Raw genomic sequence first — 18,276 nt, forward strand, 5'->3', positions numbered from 1 at the left:
GACCTGCAACACCTCGAATTCATGAGTTTATGGGCAAATTTTAAAACAAATTCCACATTCCTGCATCTTTTCTTGCTCAATAAAATGTAAGAAGAGACACAGGATCATTGATTTTTCGCGCAATTTAGCCCTTAAACATCAGATTTTATTTGCTGAATTTGCATTGTCCATACACATAGGTCGCATGAACATTACGGTCATCACCGAGTGTAAAGAGGGCAAATAAACGGTCTTCAATGGCTTTGGCATGTGATTGACGTAAGCTTTGTAGTGCAGTGGCATTTAAGTCCAGCACGACAAAATCAGCTTCTTTGCCGAGGTTAAAATTGCCGAGCTTGTCCTGTAGATCTAATGCTTTTGCACCGCCTAATGTCGCATGATACAGCGACTCAAAGGCTGAAAGTTTATTACCTTGAAGTTGTTGAACTTTGTAGGCTTCATTCAGGGTTTGTAGCTGATTGAAAGATGTTCCCGCGCCAATGTCGGTACCTAAGCCAACTTTGACCTGTTTTTCCCATGTTTTATTGAGTGGGAATAAACCACTGCCCAAGAACAGATTTGAGGTTGGGCAAAAGGCAATCGCTGAATCTGTAGCATGCATGCAGTCCCACTCTTGATCTTCTAAATGCACACAATGCGCAAAGACAGAGCGCTGACCTGTCAAACCATAATGATGATACACATCCAAATAGTTTTGACGCTCAGGGAAGAGAGATTTGACCCATGCAATTTCATCTTTGTTTTCACTCAAATGCGTATGGACATAAACATCTGGAAATTCCTGTTTGAGCTGCCCTGCTTTTTCCAATTGCTCTGGTGTTGACGTTGGGGCAAAGCGAGGAGTGATGGCATACAATGCCCGTCCCTGCCCATGCCATTTTTCAATGAGGGCTTTCGAGTCTGTATAGCTACTCTCAGCAGTATCACAAAGGTCTTCAGGTGCATGTCGATCCATCATCACCTTGCCTGCGATCAGACGCATATTGAAATTTGCTGCGGCTTGAAACAGTGCATCGACCGATTCAGGATGTACCGTACAAAACACAAGTGCTGTGGTTGTGCCATTTTTCAAGAGTTCTTGAATAAAGAAATGGGCAATGTGTTCAGCATAATTGCGATCTTTAAATTGAAGCTCTGTTGGAAAGGTATAGGTGTTGAGCCAACTTAGAAGTTGTTCACCATAAGCACCGACCATTTCGGTTTGTGGATAGTGAATATGGGTATCAATAAAGCCAGGAACGATCAGTTGTTCAGGATAATGTTGAATCTCGACATCTTCTGGTAAATGTGGCTGTGCATCTTGCCATGTGCCAAACCATTTGATTTTTCCATGCTCGCTGATCAGCACGGCATCTTCCAGATAACGAACCTGTTCCGCAATTTCAGAAGGGTGTTGAACCAGTTGTTGGATATCTAAGAAACGACCACGAATAACGCTGATCGGAGAACAATGTGTCATGAAAAACCTACTTTTTACTTTTTTCGAGCGATTGTAACGTATTTGAAGGGATTGAAGCACCATAAAAAAGGGTGCTGTGAGCACCCTAAAAATTTGGCTTTTTTATTTTTTAATTTAGCAAAAACTATTCCAAGTTCAGCTATGGCATAGAAATGCTGTGGTTAAATCCAAGATATTTCCATTCATTCGGTAAGGTTTTTCTCAGTTCGATTTCTATTGACCTTACTGATTTTAGCTGAGCCTGCATCACCATAAAGTCCAAACTGACCATATGGCGATGTGCTTAGGGAATGATGTTACTGAGTTTGTTTTTGATGGCGTAGGGACAAAACAGCAGTGATTGCTAAAACAAAAACAATAAACCCTAATGAAATCCAGATTGGCATGTGAAATACATCAAGGAGTAGCATTTTTGCACCAATAAACAGCAGGATAATGCCTAATCCATATGGTAGATAATGCATTTTCTCAGCCGCACCTGCGAGCAGGAAGAACATGGCACGTAAACCTAAAATCGCCATGAGATTGGCACTCAATACAATAAATGGATCACTGGTCACGGCAAAAATTGCAGGAATAGAATCCACCGCAAAAATTACATCAGAAAACTCAACCAAAATCAGAACAACAAATAATGGTGTTAGCCAGCGTTTACCTTGTTCAAAGACAACCAATTGATCGCCACGTAAAGTTGAGGTGATTGGAACATGTTTGCGTAACCATTTGAGTAATGCCATATCTTCAATATTGGCATCTTCATCTTGCCCTTTTAGGAATTTAAAACCTGTGTAGACCAGAAATGCACCGAAAATATACAGAATCCATGAAAATTCTTGGACGAGCCATGCACCAATAAAAATAAAGAGGGTACGTAGGACAATCGCACCGAGTACGCCGTAGAGCAGCACTTTACGCTGTAATGCAGGCGGAATCGCAAAAGCTGAGAAGATCATCAGCCAGACAAACACGTTGTCGATGGCGAGGGATTTTTCCAGTAAATAGCCTGAGAGATATTCTAAGGTTTTTTGGTTGGCAATTGCTAAAGATGCGGTTTGTTGCAAATACAACCACAGCCCACCAGCAAACAGCATCGCAACTGAAACCCAAGCAATACTCCAGTAACCAGCTTGTTTCAATGAAACTTGGTCTGATTTATTGTTTTTGAAACCGATAAAATCAATGATCAGCATGATGGCAACAATGCCAAAAAATGCCAGATAGAGTCCGAGACTGCCAATAGATTGCATGAGTGTTCTCCTCATCATCTGGCTTCGGGTCGGGTGGTATCCATAAAAAAACCTTGACCTGTCGCCAGATGAAAAAACATCTGTGTCAACATGATCAAGGTCTTGCCTACATCACACTAGGTATGATGCTCAGATACCGACTTTTTGCAAAGTGTATTGACGATATCTGACACGTAACTTTTACTATGTTTGTTATGATAGTGCAGTTACGTTTGGAGGAGGCTACTCCCCTTGTCAAACTTAATTTCGTATTAGTGATTTAATTTCGTAAATCCTAATGTATAACTAGAATGGCATAATTTTTATGCAGGTGCAATTTTTTTCTACACTATAAGATGTAAGGTTAAATATCATGACAGAACCTCAATTATTTATTGTGCTGCTTGGTGGAAAGCATGCGCAGGCACGTGTTGAAGTCCATGATATTATCCCTGTGATTTATCCGCAGCTTGAACAAAGTTATCCACAGCTTAAGCAGCGTTGGTTTGGCGTACCACAAGGTTTGCATATTGATGCGTGGATGTGTATTCGTGGCGTGCAATATCAAGGTGTGAACTATCGGGTTGAAATTGCACATTATTCTCAGCCAATGTTCAGCCAGTTAAAGCTATATCTGATTAACTTAGGTGCATATTTGGCAGATGAGTTTGGTGAGTTTCACCGCTATGTGGTGGTCGCAGGTATGAACCCTGCCGATGCCAAACAACAAGGTAAACTGCATATTGAACAGCACTGGCGTAAAGCACATACCGATGCAGTAATTGATATTGATGAATGTCTGGCTTTAGATTTGATTGATGGTTATGCCGTACATTTGGTTCAAGGCAATTTCAAAGAAAATCACTTTGAAAATGCTTATATTGTTTTGGACTAATTTTTCAAAGAACTGTCATTTTACTGACATGGTTTTGTCATTGAAATTATTTAAATTAGAAAGAAAAATTTAAAAAAAGCAAGGTGTTGATGGAGAGGTCATCACCTTGCTTACATATTTGGCAGAGTATGCTGGTTTATTTAATCCAGCCTTTTTCTAATAAGGGTTTACACACAGTGGCATATAACTGGGTGCTGCTTTCTAGGATAAATTGACCTGCAAGTTTCCAAATCCAGATGCCTAAAATGTTGACCAAGAAAGCAATAGAAAATGCACCGAGCATATCCATTGGGAAATGCACGCCCAGATAGACACGTGACCAAGCGACTAAACCTGCTAAAACTAACAGTAAACTTCCTGCAAATTTACGTCCAGAAAATAGGTAAGACCAAGCAATCGTGCTAAAGATCAGCATATGATCGCTTGGAAAAGAGGCATTTGGAGCATGATGAATCAATGTGCGACCTACACCCATCACAAAGGGTCTTGGATGGTAGTAGAGCGTTGAAATAATAAAACCAATACCGAGTGCAATCGCCGTAAAAAAGACAGCTCTCAGAGCCCGTTCTTTCAACTGTTGATCGCCATAAAACCAGAGAAACAATAAGAACAAAATCAGCAGATAAAGCACATCATTGGCAATAAAAATCGCAAGATCAATCATGGCATTGCTAGCATTTTGCGATGCATTGATTTTCTCGAACCAAGTTAAATTGAGTGCTTCAAATGACATGGGCATGAGCCAAAGCCTCGAATCAAATCGAGCTATCATAAAGAAATCATTTCAATCCAATAAAATAGAAAAGTTACAGTTTTGTAATAATTGCTGTTTTTTAATACAGTTTGAGTTTTTTATAACGATAAAAAAAGCAGTGTTTAAACACTGCTTAATTTTGATTTTACATGCTTATTGAGCTTTTAAGGCCGCGATCAATTTTTGATGTAATCCACCAAATCCACCATTCGACATAATCACCACAGCATCGCCCTTGCCTGCTTGTTGGCAGATTGTTGAAATAATCTGATCTAGCGAGCGCGCCACAGTCGCTTGGTTGGGCGCAGCATCGACCACAGGCTGCAAGTCCCAATCCAAACCTTCTGGCTGATACCAAATTACATCATCGGCTAAACGCGCAGACTGCGCCAGCAGATCTTTATGGCTGCCCATACGCATCGTATTGGAACGAGGTTCAATGATTGCCCAAAGTTTGCGTTCACCGAGACGTTTACGTGCGCCGTCGAGTGTGGTTTCAATTGCAGTAGGATGATGAGCAAAGTCATCATAGACTTCGATGCCATGCACGGTATCAAGCAATTCCATACGGCGTTTGACTCCACCAAAACAAGACAAGGCAGCACAGGCTTGCTCAATCGAAACTCCAACATGTTCGGCAGCGGCAATAGTCGCCAGTGCATTGGCAACACTGTGTTGCCCTGTCATATTCCACTGAACTTCAGCTTTCACTTCGCCATGTTGTAGCACTTTGAAATGACTGCCATCCGCAGAAACGAGTTCGGCTGAGAGTTCCGCTTTCTCATGGGTAGCAAGGCTAGTACGCACCACAGGTGTCCAGCAGCCCATCTCTAAAACAGTATCAATATTGCTTTCAGTGATTGGAGCAATAATCCGTCCTTCGCTTGGAATGGTACGAACAAGGTGATGGAATTGTTTTTGAATCGCTGCCAAATCATCAAAAATATCGGCATGGTCAAATTCAAGGTTATTCAAGATCGCAGTTTTTGGATGGTAATGCACAAACTTGGAACGCTTGTCGAAAAATGCAGAATCATATTCATCGGCTTCAACACAGAAATATTGACCGCCACCCAAACGCGCACTTTGACTAAAGCCAAGTGGAACACCACCGATTAGAAAACCAGGATTAAGACCTGCCTGATCTAATACCCAAGCAAGCATAGTCGTCGTGGTGGTTTTACCGTGTGTTCCTGCGACACCAAGCACATGTTTACCTTGCAAGACATGATCGGCTAAAAACTGTGGCCCTGAAATGTACGGTAAGCCAGCATTCAGCATATATTCCACAGCATCAATACCACGTTTCATGGCATTTCCGACAATCACCAAATCAGGATGTGGCTGCAAATGGCTACGATCATAGCCTTGCATTAAGGTAATGCCTGCATTTTCCAGTTGGGTCGACATCGGTGGATAAACGTTTTGGTCTGACCCTGTCACGGTATGTCCAAGATCGCGGGCTAAAAGTGCCAATGAGCCCATAAAAGTGCCACAAATACCCAAAATATGCAGATGCATCGCTCGCCTACTCCACTGTTCCCGATCTGTTGAATCGTGTGTTTATTTGAAATTATTGGCAACCATAGCAAGGCTATATTTGAAAAGATAGTCACAATACGTGAGAAGTTGTTGTGTTAGCCGATCCATTGAGGAGCTTGACGACGCAGAATGTAATAAGCCGCAAAATTTAAACCAAGTGCAATCAGTAGCGAGCCTAAAATATCAAAAGGAAAATGCACACCAAAATAAATCCGTGACCAGCCAATCACGAATGCTGCCAAGAGCAAACCACATCCAATCCAGCGTTTTGAAGAAAAAAGATAGGCAAAGGCAATGGTGCTAATAATCAGCATATGACTGCTTGGAAATGAATTGTCATCTGAATGTTCAATATGATTATCTCCTAGACCCAACATAAATGGTCGAGGAAAATATAAAGTATGATCAATAATATAGTTAATAACGGAAGCACATAGAGTGACAACAAGTGCTTTTAAAAATAAAGTGGGATAGCCTTTTTTGAGTAAAGTGCTGAGTAATAACAGCACAGCTAAAAGTGTGGTAAGATGATGCGAAAAAAATGAGGCAGCTTCAAATGCCCATATCGAATTACGCCATGACATATAAATCATTGTAAATAGATCGTGATTCAGTTCGGTCAAAATCGACATGGATGATGGTCATCATTAAATAAGTTGATTTTCATCTTAGAGGAATTTCCGTTATGTCCAAAATAAAGATATGTAACCACAGATATTTTTCATAATTGCTGTTGCTATAAAATTAATATCAATGACATTCAATATGTTAAGGTAATAAGTCATTTAAGTGCTTAGATGTGTGATGACGTGCCAGTTTCTCTTTCCCTACCCTTTGTTTTATTGATCATTTCCAACTGTTTTATGACTTTGGCATGGTACGGACATTTAAAATTTTTACATGCAGCACCACTTTGGAAAGCGATTCTTTTTGGTTGGTGTATTGCGCTACTCGAATACAGTTTTATGATTCCAGCCACTCGTTTGCTTGCTCAACAGGGCTTTAGCATGGGCGAAATGAAAATTAGCCAAGAAGTCGTGACTTTATTGGTGTTTGTGCCTTTCATGCTGTTTTTATTTAAACAACCGTTTAAGCTGGATTATTTATGGGCAGGTTGCTGTCTGCTCGGCTGTGTGTATTTTGTATTTCGGAGTCAATAAATCAGAAATTCTCAGGCAAGTGATGAGTATTTTTGGAGAGGATGAAAAAACAAGCTATACTAGTGTGCCCTAATATCTATGCAATGCACTTCTTGGCTTTGCTAAGCGCATTGATCTACTTACGCTTTGGAAATATCAATGAATACGGTCGCAGCTCCAGACGCTCAACCTTTAGTTGGAATTATTATGGGTTCTCAATCTGATTGGGCAACCTTAGAACACACTGCCAATATGCTCAAACAGCTTGGCGTCCCTTTTGAAGCTGAAGTGGTGTCTGCACACCGTACCCCAGACCGTTTGTTTGAATATGCTGAAACTGCCCGTGAGCGTGGTATTCAGGTGATTATTGCAGGTGCAGGTGGTGCAGCACATTTACCAGGAATGTGCGCAGCAAAAACTGATCTTCCAGTTTTGGGTGTTCCCGTTAAATCATCGATTTTAAATGGTGTTGACTCTCTCCTTTCGATTGTACAAATGCCAGCAGGTATCGCAGTCGGCACATTGGCGATTGGCCCTGCGGGTGCAACCAATGCAGCCATTATGGCAGCACAAATTTTAGGTTTGACACGCCCTGATATCGCAAAAAATGTTGCAGATTTCCGTGATGCACAAACAGCAAAAGTTGCTAACAACAACATTCCAGGTCAGGTATAAACGAGGCTAGCCACATGAACAAAACCATCGGTATTTTTGGTGGTGGTCAATTGGGTCGCATGATGGCTCAGGCTGCGTTACCACTGAATATTCAATGTACTTTCTTTGAAGCCAATACAGATTGCCCTTCTGCGGCAATGGGTCAAGTGATTTCAAGCCAAACTGAACAGGGTTTGCAGCAGTTTATCGACAGCGCAGATGTGTTTAGCCTAGAGTTTGAAAATACGCCTTTGGCTGATGTTGATGTTTTGACGCAAAGTAAGCAATTGCATCCACCACGTCAGGCATTGGCAACAGCACAAAACCGTTTGCTTGAAAAAGCATTGTTTGATCAATTAGCTATTCCTGTTGCACCTTACCGTGCAGTCGATAGCCTTGAAAGCTTGAAACAGGCTGTGGTTGATCTTGGCTTACCGATTGTCTTGAAAACTGCGACGGGCGGTTATGACGGTAAAGGTCAGTTTGTTTTACGTTCAGAAGATCAAATTGATACTGCTTGGGCTGAACTTGGGCCTGCAAAAAGCCTGATTGCTGAAAGCTTTGTGAAGTTCTCTCGCGAAGTGTCGATTATTGCGGTACGTGGTCAAAATGGCGATGTCAAAACATGGGCATTGGCTGAAAACCATCATCATAACGGTATCTTGTCACATTCGATTGTCCCTGCGCCAAACAGTGCAGACTTACAACCTGTGGCACAAGATTACATTACCCGTTTGTTGAACCATTTGAATTATGTCGGTGTGTTGACGCTTGAACTGTTTGTGACAGAACAAGGTTTATATGCCAATGAAATGGCACCACGTGTACATAACTCAGGACACTGGTCGATTGAAGGTGCAGTCTGTTCTCAGTTTGAAAACCACATTCGCGCCGTTGCAGGTTTGCCACTCGGTTCAACCGAGGTGGTGCGTCCAACCGTGATGATCAATATCATTGGTCAGCATCCAAAAACTGAAGATGTTCTAGCGTTGGATGGCGCACATTTGCATCTGTACAACAAAACAGAGCGTCAGGGTCGTAAGCTTGGGCATATTACATTGATGCCTGTTGATGCTGCACAATTAACAGTTTTATGCCGTCAATTGGCAAGCATTTTGCCTGAGCCTTTGGCATTGACTCAAGATATGAGCATTTAAAGCCAGATTGTTGTTAAAAAAAGCGTTTGTTTCGGCAAGCGCTTTTTTTATATCTGTTTCTCAGGCAAGATAGCCGCCGTTTTAAATTCAAAACCACATTCAATGTGGATAAATAAATCAACTGATCAATGAATTTAAATTTAAAAATATTGTTTTGAATTCAAAGTTAAAATTTCATGACTGTTTTTAAAGTTTTACAACGAGTTAACAGTATCGGTTTTTTTGAATAAATTTAAATATAAAACAAAATTTTAGCCAAATATATTTGACTAAAAAAACAAGTTATCCACACTGTGATTTTTTTAAATTTGAATCTGAAAAAAATGAATTCATTCTTTAGGTTTAAAAGTTTGAATTTAAATTCAAAGTAAAGAAATGCAACCGATTTGCGAGTATTTGTACATTTGAATTTAAATTGCATCGTTATTTTGAGGGGATGGTGGTATGGTAGCCCAATAATTTGAATTCAAAATGGCAATCAAGATCATGCGACGTTTTTCTTTTCTTGTCGGTAGTATTTTTCTAACAATCACCCATGCACAAGCAGAACTCATCATTAATGGTGTCAGTGATCAAAGTGGTTCATCTGCCTCAATTGCACCACTCAGTAAAACTCCCGATATATCTGCACAATCTCAGTTTCAACAATGCCTTGCAGGTTTGCGTTCTCAAGCCCTCGCATCGGGCGTGAGTGATCAGACTTATACTCAATACACCCAAAATTTAACCCCCGATGAATCTGTTTTAGAAAAACTCAATTATCAACCTGAATTCTCAACACCGATTTGGGATTATTTATCAGGATTGGTCGATGATGAGCGAGTCCAAAAAGGGCAGCAGAAAATCGCCCAATACCGTGATGTTTTGAATCGTGCATCACAAGTCTATGGTGTACCCGTGGAAACCATTGTTGCAGTGTGGGGTGTTGAAAGTAACTATGGCGATATTTCTGGAAAATATCCGTTGCTACAAGCACTGGGCACACTGAGTTGTGAAGGGCGTCGTCAAGGTTATTTCCGTGGTGAGTTTTTCGCAGCGATGCGAATTTTACAACGCGGTGATTTAACCGTAGATCAACTCAAAGGCTCATGGGCGGGCGCTTTTGGGCATACCCAGTTTATGCCATCGACTTATGAACGTTTAGCAGTTGATTTTGATGGTGATGGTCGTCGTGATTTGGTTTCCAGTGTGCCCGATGCATTGGCATCAACGGCCAACTTTTTGAAAAAATCAGGTTGGCAAACAGGCTTTCCTTGGGGCTTTGAAGTGAAATTGCCACCGAATATGTCAATTGCAGGTGAGGGACGTCGTAACAAGAAACCACTGAGTTATTGGCTTGGGCAAGGTTTGGTTCGTGCCGATGGTTCAGCTTTAATTCAAGGCAATTTAACACAGACAACACCCGCAGGTTTAATGGCGCCAGCGGGTGCAAATGGGCCTGTATTCTTGGTGTTTAAAAACTTCGATGCTATTTACAGTTATAACGCTGCGGAAAGTTATGCTTTGGCAATTGCGCATTTATCGGATCGTTTACAAGGACAGGGTGAATTTAAAACGGCATGGCCAACCGATGATGCAGGAACATCGCGTGCAGAGCGTCGTGAAATTCAGCAGATTTTATTAAATAAAGGTTATGACATTGGTGAAGCAGATGGTTTGGTGGGTGATAAAACCCGCCAAGCAATTCAGCAAGAACAACAACGCTTAGGTCTGCCTGCAACAGGGCGGGCAGGGCAGAAAATTTTACAAGCATTGCGTCAGGAGCAAGCTGCAAAAATGATGCAGTAATTGATTAATTAAAAAAGGTCTGATTGTTCAGACCTTTTTATACGGTACAGATTAGAATGCTTCACGATCAATTTTGACGGCATCTAGCACATCAAAAATGACTTTGGTGACATCTTGACTCAGTTCACGGTCATTAAAGATTTCGTGAGCCGTAATGGTGACATCGGTATCACTTGGTAACTCTTTTTGTTCTTCTTCAATCAAATACTCAATCGGCATTTGTGTTTGCTTGATTTCAAGATGAAGAATATCTTCAAATAGAATATTTTCATCTTCAAATTCAATCATTTGTTTATTAAAGTAGGGAAGTAGAAGCGCATGTAGATAAGGTGCGAGGTCTTCAATATTAAAGAGTTCAATATCACGAGTTTCTTCGATCGTACTGATATGATCATTCACTTCAACAACAATATGATAATAACTCACGCCGATCTCCATAGACTACAAGGTATTTTTCTATAACCATAGCATGAAATTTATCAGGATTCAGGCTTTATGAGCTGAATGGGCTTAAAATTTTTTTCCAAAGTGGATTGGCTTGTAATAACTGTAAATCATCAGTTGTTAATTGAAAATGTTCAAGATTTTGATCTCGTAATATCGGATACATCAATGCGTGTGGATTATGTTTGGTATGCGCCAATCCTAAAGCATGTCCAAGTTCATGGGCGATGACCAAGCGTAAATCATCCTGATTTTCAAATTCATAAATATTGATGCTATGTCCGTTAAATAGTCCTTTATCAAATTCACGTGCTGCATAGTTTTTGTTGTAGCTTTCGATCGACTGGTTCATGTTGTGATTGGCTTGATTGTAACTTTCAACCTGAGAGTTAGATTGTGAAACCAACTGATTGTGTTGTATGACCATCTGATTGAGCTCAGCTTGCATTTGCTCTAGTGCATATTTTTGCTGATCTAACTGCTGTTTAAATTCGGGACGAGCTCCCCCTTGCTGATTAACTTGAGCAACGATTTGGTTATAGTGTTGTAGTTGTTGCTGAAAAAGGGTTTGTTTGGCATCAATTCGTTGCTGTGATTGCTCAATTTCAGATTTATATTGATGAATATTTTGTACTTGGTCTTGTTGTTGATGTTGCGTGTTTTGGATTTTTTCTAGTTCACTTAGTCGTTGTGTAGTTTGTTGCTGTCTTTGGTCATAAATCAAGTTAATTGCGAGGCGTGCATGAGGATCGTAGACAAACCAGCTTCGCCCAGTACCTTGTTGCCAAATATCAGCAGCCTGCTGTGCTAAATTTTCCAGTTTACTGCGAGATAAATGAAAACGAGGATCAACTTCCCCAATTTTAAAATGTAAACGGGTATCGAGAGGGTGAATGAGACGGGTACTGATCGGATTGAGGCGAACTTGTGGATACTGGACAATTTGGTAGCCCCAAAACAAAATTGGAAGTGCAAAAAATAAGCGTCCTATTTGCATTATATGATGTGCCTTTATATTAAATTTTTAGCATTCGGTAGATTAAGGCTCTTCTTCGCCAATGATGATATGAAACTTTTGTTCCAGTTTTCGACTCATTAGGTCGATCATGTAAGCAATCAAACAGCCAATAATACAAAATAAAATACGTGATAAGGCACCTTCAATCGTATGGTGAGCCACATCGTAAATGGTCACAATTAGAAAACTTGAGAGTGCAATCCCGCAATATTCACTATGCTTGAGCATAATACATAGCAATGTCGTGACAAAAATGCCGAGAATCAGAAACCAGTATTCCAGATTAATATAATACAAATGTGCTGAAACACTCGACATCAACATCCAAATAATAATTCCAATTACTGAGCCAATCATATTCCCAATAATCTGGTTAAAATTGACTTTGGTTTTTCGGCTAAATTGGAGAGTGGAAAAAGCGGTTAAAGAAGCCCAAACAAAAAAATTGGTGGTTTTGTCTTTATCGAAAATAATCGAAAGTAGTGTGATCACCACAGCACAACTGAGAATTTTACAAATATAGAGCACTTTTTCTGATTGTAAGAATTGTTTGAACTTCATGTCATGACCAAATACCCAAGCGCTGCAAATTATAAAGAGAGTCAATTGGAAAATCTGTACAGATTTTTTGATGTATCAGACATAAAAAACCGCGCATAAAGCGCGGTTTTTTAGAATTAAAGCGATAAATTATTTTTTATCATCTTTAACTTCAGTGAATTCAGCATCAACAACGCCATCATCTGCTTTTTGCTGTTGAGCACCTTGACCGCCTTGGAATGCATTTGGATCAAAACCTTGTGCACCACCTTCAGCACCTTGTGCTTGTTCATAAGCACGTTGGGTGATTGGCATGATGATGTTTTGAAGCGCTTCAGTTTTTGCTTTGATTGCTTCAACGTCATTTTCTTTTGTAGAAGCTTCAAGTTCAGAAACAGCAGTGCTTACCGCAGTTTTTTCATCTTCAGTGACTTTATCACCAAGATCTTTCACTGCTTTGTTTGCACTTGCAACTAAAGCATCCGCTTCGTTACGTGCTTTTGCAAGTTCTTCAAACTTACGGTCTTCTTCAGCATTCGCTTCAGCATCACGGATCATGGCTTCGATTTCAGCATCAGACAAACCTGAGTTTGCTTTAATCTGGATCGATTGCTCTTTACCAGTGCTCTTATCTTTTGCAGATACTTTCAAGATACCATCCGCATTGATGTCAAATGATACTTCGATTTGTGGAACACCACGTGGCGCAGGAGGGATATCACCCAACTGGAAGTTACCCAACAATTTGTTTTGTTGAGCAATTTTACGCTCACCTTGGTAAACAGAAATATCTACTGCTGGTTGGTTGTCCGCTGCAGTTGAGAATACTTGAGATTTCTTCGCAGGAATCGTCGTGTTTTTCTCAATGATTGGAGTCAACACGCCGCCCATTGTTTCGATACCCAAAGTTAATGGAGTAACGTCAAGAAGAAGTACGTCGTTTTTGTCGCCAGACAATACCGCACCTTGAATTGCTGCACCAATTGCAACCGCTTCATCAGGGTTGACGTCTTTACGTGGTTCTTTACCGAAGAATTCTTGAACTTTCTGTTGAACCATTGGCATACGTGATTGACCGCCGACTAAGATCACGTCAGAGATGTCAGAAGTCGAAAGACCTGCATCTTTAAGTGCAATACGGCAAGGCTCAATCGTACGTGCAACTAGATCAGCAACCAATGCTTCAAGTTTAGCGCGAGTTACGTTGATTACTAAGTGTTTAGGGCCAGTTGCATCTGCAGTGATGTATGGCAAGTTGATTTCAGTTGCATTAGAAGAAGAAAGCTCGATTTTTGCTTTTTCAGCAGCTTCTTTCAAACGTTGTAACGCAAGTGGATCATTTTTCAAGTTTACGCTTTGTTCTTTCTTGAATTCTTCAACCAAGAATTCGATCAATGCGTTGTCAAAGTCTTCACCACCAAGGAATGTATCACCGTTTGTAGACAATACTTCGATTTGTTGGTCGCCATCAAGGTCAGCGATTTCAATGATTGATACGTCAAAAGTACCACCACCCAAGTCGTAAACAGCAACTTTACGGTCGCCTTCTTTTTTGTCCATACCGAACGCAAGCGCCGCAGCCGTTGGTTCGTTGATGATACGTTTAACATCAAGACCTGCAATTTTACCTGCATCTTTAGTTGCTTGACGTTGTGCATCGTTGAAGTATGCAGGAACAGTAATGACGGCTTCTGTCACTGCTTCACCCAAGTAGTCTTCAGCAGTTTTCTTCATTTTTTTCAAGATTTCTGCAGAGATTTGTTGTGGAGCAAGTTTCTTGTCGTTGACTTCAACCCAAGCATCACCATTATCAGCTTTGATGATTTTGTAAGGTACAAGACCGATGTCTTTTTGCACCGCTTGGTCTTCATAACGACGACCGATTAAACGCTTGATCGCGAATAATGTGTTTTTAGGGTTTGTTACTGCTTGGCGCTTAGCGGATTGACCCACCAAGATTTCGCCATCTTTGTATGCAATAATCGATGGAGTTGTGCGAGCACCTTCAGCGTTCTCAATAACTTTAACTTTGTCGCCTTCAAGTACTGCAACACATGAGTTGGTTGTACCCAAGTCAATACCAATGATTTTAGCCATTTAATGTGTTCCTCAAAAAATTTTTGCAATTGTTTATGCTTGTTATTCGATATGAGAGTGAATCCATTTTTTTCAAGCAGATTTTGTGAAAAAAATGGAAAACCCTCTAATTTGTAGGCTTATTGACCAACTGTCACCATTGCAGGGCGCAATAGACGACCTGAAAGGGTATAGCCTTTTTGTAGCACGTTACCAATTTCACCTGCTTTCGCAGTTGGGTCGATACCCACAGCTTGGTGAAGATCAGCATTAAAACCATTTTCTGTATCGACAGCGACCACTTCGAATTTCTCAAGTGCAGTCGTTAGAGATTTTAGAGTGAGCTTTACACCCTCAAGAACAGGGCTTTCTTCTTCACCTGCGGCTTGAATAGCGCGTTCTAAATTATCAACTGAGTCCAGTAAGCTTTTTGCAAATTTTTCAACTGCAAACTTTTTCGCTGCATCTGCTTCGCGTTCAACACGCTCTTTAACTTTTTCAGCTTCATAAATCGCGTTGGCAGCACGTGCTTTTTCAAGCTTCAGATTTTCTTCAAGCTTGCTGATTTGTGTGTGTAAATCTTCAACGGTGGGTTCAGTTTGCGATTGTTCAGCATGCTCAAGTTGTTCTTGCTCTAGGTCTTGAGTTTGTTCAGTTTGCTCATTCGCCATTGATGATCTCCGCTTAAACAGGTTTTTAAACATGTGCAGTCCTTGGGCGTCAGTGGTGCAACTGCATAAACTCTGAACTGCCATGGTTTGGGTTTCTTTTGTTACAACAGAAGTATGGGCAGTATGAGAAAATTCAAGCACTCTGTTTGATTTAAAGCTTTTAATTTTACAGATTCAGGAAAATATGTGGCTTTCGACATGATATTTCAAAAAATTAGATCAAATGATTTCTCGTGGAAATCTTCAAAAATCGTGGAAAATTTAGGTCAAGTTTAAATAGGCTGGAAAACAAAACAGATTATTATGTGAGAAAAATTCTCAATTACTGTTGAAGCTCTGTTATTTTTTATAAAATTTAAAAAAGTCATTTCCAACATTTTTTAGTTGCCTGAAAAGTCAAAAAGTATTGAAACAATAAAAAATTTGATTAAAGTCACCGAGAAATATCGGAAATTTACAATGTAGCTATTTGGCTGATCAATCACAGAAGCGTTGCATAAGCATAAAGTTTATTAAAAAAATATAGCATTTCACTCATATTGTTACCTGATCTGACTTAGCGATGATGCTGCTACTCGTTAAACGAGTTTTTTCTTTTTTAGTTTTTATTTATTATGTAGAGAGTGATGATGAAAAAATTAGCTGTATTATCTTTGACTGTTGCAGGATTTGCCTTTTCAGCAGTTGGTTGTGCATCGCATGAAGCCAATCAAAGTTCAGATACACCAACACCTGTGACTGCTTCAACATTGGTAGATGCTCAGGCACAAACACCTGTTGTTTCTACTTCTGCAAATGTAGATGCCAGCTTGGGGCAACAAGCAACAACACCCACCACCAATACCACAGCAACCAATGCTCCATAAGGCAACGTATTAAAAGCTGACGACAAGTGATGAAAAACAACAGCAATGAATCGTTGAAAACAACAGCGTTTCATTGCTGTTTTATCGGATAGAATAAACATTCAAGATTAAAAAAATTTGGATGAGCGTGATAATGCTTGAGCAGATTTGGAAAAAAAGAACAGCACTGCTTGCACAAGGTCTTAACTATTTACCAAGATATCTAAAACAACAACTATATAGAAGTATGAATGTGCCATGGGATTACCCCGAACTTGATCCTACACTAAAGTGTCTAATGGCATATCAGCATCAACAGGGTTATCGAGGCTTAATCTCATCTAATTTACAAAACTCACGAAATGATTTTGTCAAAAGTATGAGTGAATTGATTTATCAACCAACACCGTTAGCATGGGTTCAGGATTTCGGTCTATCTTTAGATCATCGAGTGTTGCAGGTACGGCATTATCATCCATTCCCACAGCAGGCTTGCCCAATGATTGTATTTTTTCATGGGGGCGGGTTTGTTCTTGGAAATTTGGATACGCATGATGAAGCCTGTCGAATTTTGGCTAAATATAGTGGTTGCCAAGTCCTGAGTGTTGATTATCCTCTGGCTCCAGAGGCGACTGCTCAGCAAATCATATCAACTTGTGAAATGGCATGGCATTGGATATGGCAACATCAAGACCGATTCAATATTCAGCCAAATGCAATTGCTGTTGCGGGAGATAGTGCAGGCGCAAATATGAGTACAGTGTTGGCACAATGTTTAAAGCAACATTTACATGCACCAATTGCCCAGCTTCTTATTTATCCTACCGTTGACTTTAAAAGTCGTTACCCGTCGTTTTTTAAATATAAAGCTGGACTATTGTTAACTGAGGGTGATGTAGATCAAGTTACACAGCATTATGTACTCAGTAGTCAACTTGAATTAGATGATCCCTTGGTTTCCCCTATCTATGCCCAACTTGATCGCTCAGCGCCCTGTTTTTTAGTAACAGCAGGGCATGATATTTTACATGATGAAGGTGCACATTATGCGCAGTTATTACAGCAGGCCAATGTAAAGGTTTGTCATCGAAATTATGCACATCAATTACATGGGTTTATAAATTTAACTTCTGTGTCATATCAATCAAAAAATGACTGGATCGAAATTTCACAACTATTTAAGCAGTTTTTAAATTAATGTCATCTAAGTTTCACGTGGAACGTCTATAACTGAGATACAAAAGAAAAATACACTAAATTCAATTAGACTAATCAAACTTTTATAAAAAGGTTGATGACATGAAAAAACAGGTACTCGGTTTAGGATTACTATTAATAGGGCAAATTACGTTTGCCAATACTTTTGTTGATATGAAAACCAATATGGGCAACATTGAAATTGAGCTTTTCGATCAGCAAGCACCAGTAACGACTCAAAACTTTAAAAATTATGTAAAAAGTAACTTTTATTCAGGAACTGTTTTTCATCGCGTCATTCCTGGTTTTATGATTCAAGGCGGTGGCATGACAACTCGCATGGTGGAGAAGTCAGGCAATCCACCAATTAAAAATGAATCCTATAACGGTCTTCACAATGTGCGAGGCACACTTGCGATGGCACGTACCAATGACCCGAATTCTGCAACCAGTCAATTCTTTATTAATACTGTAGATAACAAATCATTAGACCGAGGTACTTTTGATAGCGGATATGCGGTCTTTGCTAAGGTTGTAAAAGGCATGGATGTTGTAGATCGAATCTCTAAGGTAGCAACAACTAATTATGGTGTGCACCAAAATGTACCTGTTAAACCTATTATTATTCAGAGTGTGCAGATAGTGAGCAAAAATGCTAAAAAATAAATAAATTTTAAAACAATAAAAATCAATAATTTAATTTAAGTATGTGTGTAAAATAAATACACTCGATACAGCACGCATAAAAATGCACTTGCGTGCTGCAAAAAATCACCTATAATGCACTCATCCCAACGCAATTGATGAAAAAAATCTTCGCTCTAGGGTGAGAGATTTTAAGATTGCGTTATCTTTTTATTGATGAGATAGA

18 protein-coding genes are annotated in these 18,276 nt (G+C 40.0%); 8 read left to right on the forward strand and 10 right to left on the reverse strand.

The window, feature by feature from the left end; genetic code table 11:
• Positions 1–145: 145 nt before the first annotated feature.
• Together guaD and LVY74_RS15690 are read right to left on the reverse strand one after the other, a co-directional pair.
• Positions 146–1,459 carry a guanine deaminase gene (gene guaD, locus LVY74_RS15685; RefSeq protein ID WP_237815838.1) on the reverse strand — a complete coding sequence of 438 codons (1,314 nt, stop codon included), beginning with the start codon at positions 1,457–1,459 and terminating at the stop codon, positions 146–148.
• Positions 1,460–1,755: 296 nt separating this feature from the next.
• A complete protein-coding gene (locus LVY74_RS15690) occupies positions 1,756–2,706 on the reverse strand; it encodes a TerC family protein (protein WP_237815839.1) in 951 nt (316 codons plus the stop codon).
• Positions 2,707–3,058: 352 nt separating this feature from the next.
• On the opposite strand from LVY74_RS15690, the gene LVY74_RS15695 reads away from it, so the two are divergent.
• Entirely contained in the window at positions 3,059–3,580 is a 522-nt protein-coding gene (locus LVY74_RS15695; RefSeq protein WP_151709598.1) for a DUF1543 domain-containing protein, read from the forward strand.
• A gap of 136 nt (positions 3,581–3,716) precedes the next feature.
• On the opposite strand, the gene LVY74_RS15700 is transcribed toward LVY74_RS15695, so the two are convergent.
• The 3 genes from LVY74_RS15700 to LVY74_RS15710 all read right to left on the reverse strand — a co-directional run bounded on the left by LVY74_RS15700 (position 3,717) and on the right by LVY74_RS15710 (position 6,508).
• Positions 3,717–4,313, reverse strand: a complete 597-nt coding sequence (locus LVY74_RS15700; RefSeq protein ID WP_237815852.1) for an undecaprenyl-diphosphatase — start codon at positions 4,311–4,313, stop codon at positions 3,717–3,719.
• A gap of 174 nt (positions 4,314–4,487) precedes the next feature.
• Positions 4,488–5,855 carry a UDP-N-acetylmuramate:L-alanyl-gamma-D-glutamyl-meso-diaminopimelate ligase gene (gene mpl, locus LVY74_RS15705; protein WP_237815840.1) on the reverse strand — a complete coding sequence of 456 codons (1,368 nt, stop codon included), beginning with the start codon at positions 5,853–5,855 and terminating at the stop codon, positions 4,488–4,490.
• A 116-nt stretch (positions 5,856–5,971) separates the two neighbouring features.
• A complete protein-coding gene (locus LVY74_RS15710) occupies positions 5,972–6,508 on the reverse strand; it encodes a phosphatase PAP2 family protein (protein WP_237815841.1) in 537 nt (178 codons plus the stop codon).
• 165 nt (positions 6,509–6,673) lie between these two features.
• On the opposite strand from LVY74_RS15710, the gene LVY74_RS15715 reads away from it, so the two are divergent.
• From LVY74_RS15715 to LVY74_RS15730, 4 genes are all read left to right on the forward strand, one after another.
• Positions 6,674–7,036 carry a DMT family protein gene (locus LVY74_RS15715; RefSeq protein ID WP_237815842.1) on the forward strand — a complete coding sequence of 121 codons (363 nt, stop codon included), beginning with the start codon at positions 6,674–6,676 and terminating at the stop codon, positions 7,034–7,036.
• A gap of 138 nt (positions 7,037–7,174) precedes the next feature.
• Entirely contained in the window at positions 7,175–7,690 is a 516-nt protein-coding gene (purE, locus tag LVY74_RS15720) for a 5-(carboxyamino)imidazole ribonucleotide mutase (RefSeq protein ID WP_151709603.1), read from the forward strand.
• Between the two features lie 14 nt (positions 7,691–7,704).
• Positions 7,705–8,826, forward strand: a complete 1,122-nt coding sequence (locus LVY74_RS15725; RefSeq protein ID WP_237815843.1) for a 5-(carboxyamino)imidazole ribonucleotide synthase — start codon at positions 7,705–7,707, stop codon at positions 8,824–8,826.
• 486 nt (positions 8,827–9,312) lie between these two features.
• Entirely contained in the window at positions 9,313–10,614 is a 1,302-nt protein-coding gene (locus LVY74_RS15730; RefSeq protein WP_237815844.1) for a lytic murein transglycosylase, read from the forward strand.
• Positions 10,615–10,665: 51 nt separating this feature from the next.
• Here the strand turns inward: LVY74_RS15730 and LVY74_RS15735 are convergent, their stop codons facing one another.
• The 5 genes from LVY74_RS15735 to grpE all read right to left on the reverse strand — a co-directional run bounded on the left by LVY74_RS15735 (position 10,666) and on the right by grpE (position 15,363).
• Positions 10,666–11,040 carry a hypothetical protein gene (locus LVY74_RS15735; RefSeq protein WP_215899821.1) on the reverse strand — a complete coding sequence of 125 codons (375 nt, stop codon included), beginning with the start codon at positions 11,038–11,040 and terminating at the stop codon, positions 10,666–10,668.
• 67 nt (positions 11,041–11,107) lie between these two features.
• Complete coding sequence (locus tag LVY74_RS15740; RefSeq protein ID WP_237815845.1) at positions 11,108–12,055, reverse strand: matrixin family metalloprotease; 948 nt, start codon at positions 12,053–12,055, stop codon at positions 11,108–11,110.
• A 42-nt stretch (positions 12,056–12,097) separates the two neighbouring features.
• Positions 12,098–12,637 (reverse strand): FUSC family protein, encoded by a 540-nt coding sequence (locus tag LVY74_RS15745; protein ID WP_237815846.1) that lies wholly within the window; start codon positions 12,635–12,637, stop codon positions 12,098–12,100.
• Positions 12,638–12,766: 129 nt separating this feature from the next.
• The gene (dnaK, locus tag LVY74_RS15750; protein WP_237815847.1) at positions 12,767–14,713 is read right to left on the reverse strand and encodes a molecular chaperone DnaK; all 1,947 of its coding nucleotides are present in this window, start codon (positions 14,711–14,713) and stop codon (positions 12,767–12,769) included.
• Positions 14,714–14,832: 119 nt separating this feature from the next.
• Positions 14,833–15,363, reverse strand: a complete 531-nt coding sequence (gene grpE, locus LVY74_RS15755; protein ID WP_237815848.1) for a nucleotide exchange factor GrpE — start codon at positions 15,361–15,363, stop codon at positions 14,833–14,835.
• A gap of 629 nt (positions 15,364–15,992) precedes the next feature.
• Between grpE and LVY74_RS15760 the strand changes: the two genes are divergently transcribed.
• From LVY74_RS15760 to LVY74_RS15770, 3 genes are all read left to right on the forward strand, one after another.
• Positions 15,993–16,229, forward strand: a complete 237-nt coding sequence (locus tag LVY74_RS15760; RefSeq protein WP_237815849.1) for a hypothetical protein — start codon at positions 15,993–15,995, stop codon at positions 16,227–16,229.
• Between the two features lie 133 nt (positions 16,230–16,362).
• A complete protein-coding gene (locus LVY74_RS15765; RefSeq protein ID WP_237815850.1) occupies positions 16,363–17,406 on the forward strand; it encodes an alpha/beta hydrolase in 1,044 nt (347 codons plus the stop codon).
• Positions 17,407–17,507: 101 nt separating this feature from the next.
• Positions 17,508–18,071: a peptidylprolyl isomerase gene (locus LVY74_RS15770; RefSeq protein WP_237815851.1), complete on the forward strand. Its 564-nt coding sequence runs from the start codon at positions 17,508–17,510 to the stop codon at positions 18,069–18,071.
• Positions 18,072–18,276: the final 205 nt, after the last annotated feature.

This window comes from Acinetobacter sp. ME22, assembly GCF_022012315.1.
Lineage (GTDB): Bacteria > Pseudomonadota > Gammaproteobacteria > Pseudomonadales > Moraxellaceae > Acinetobacter > Acinetobacter brisouii_A.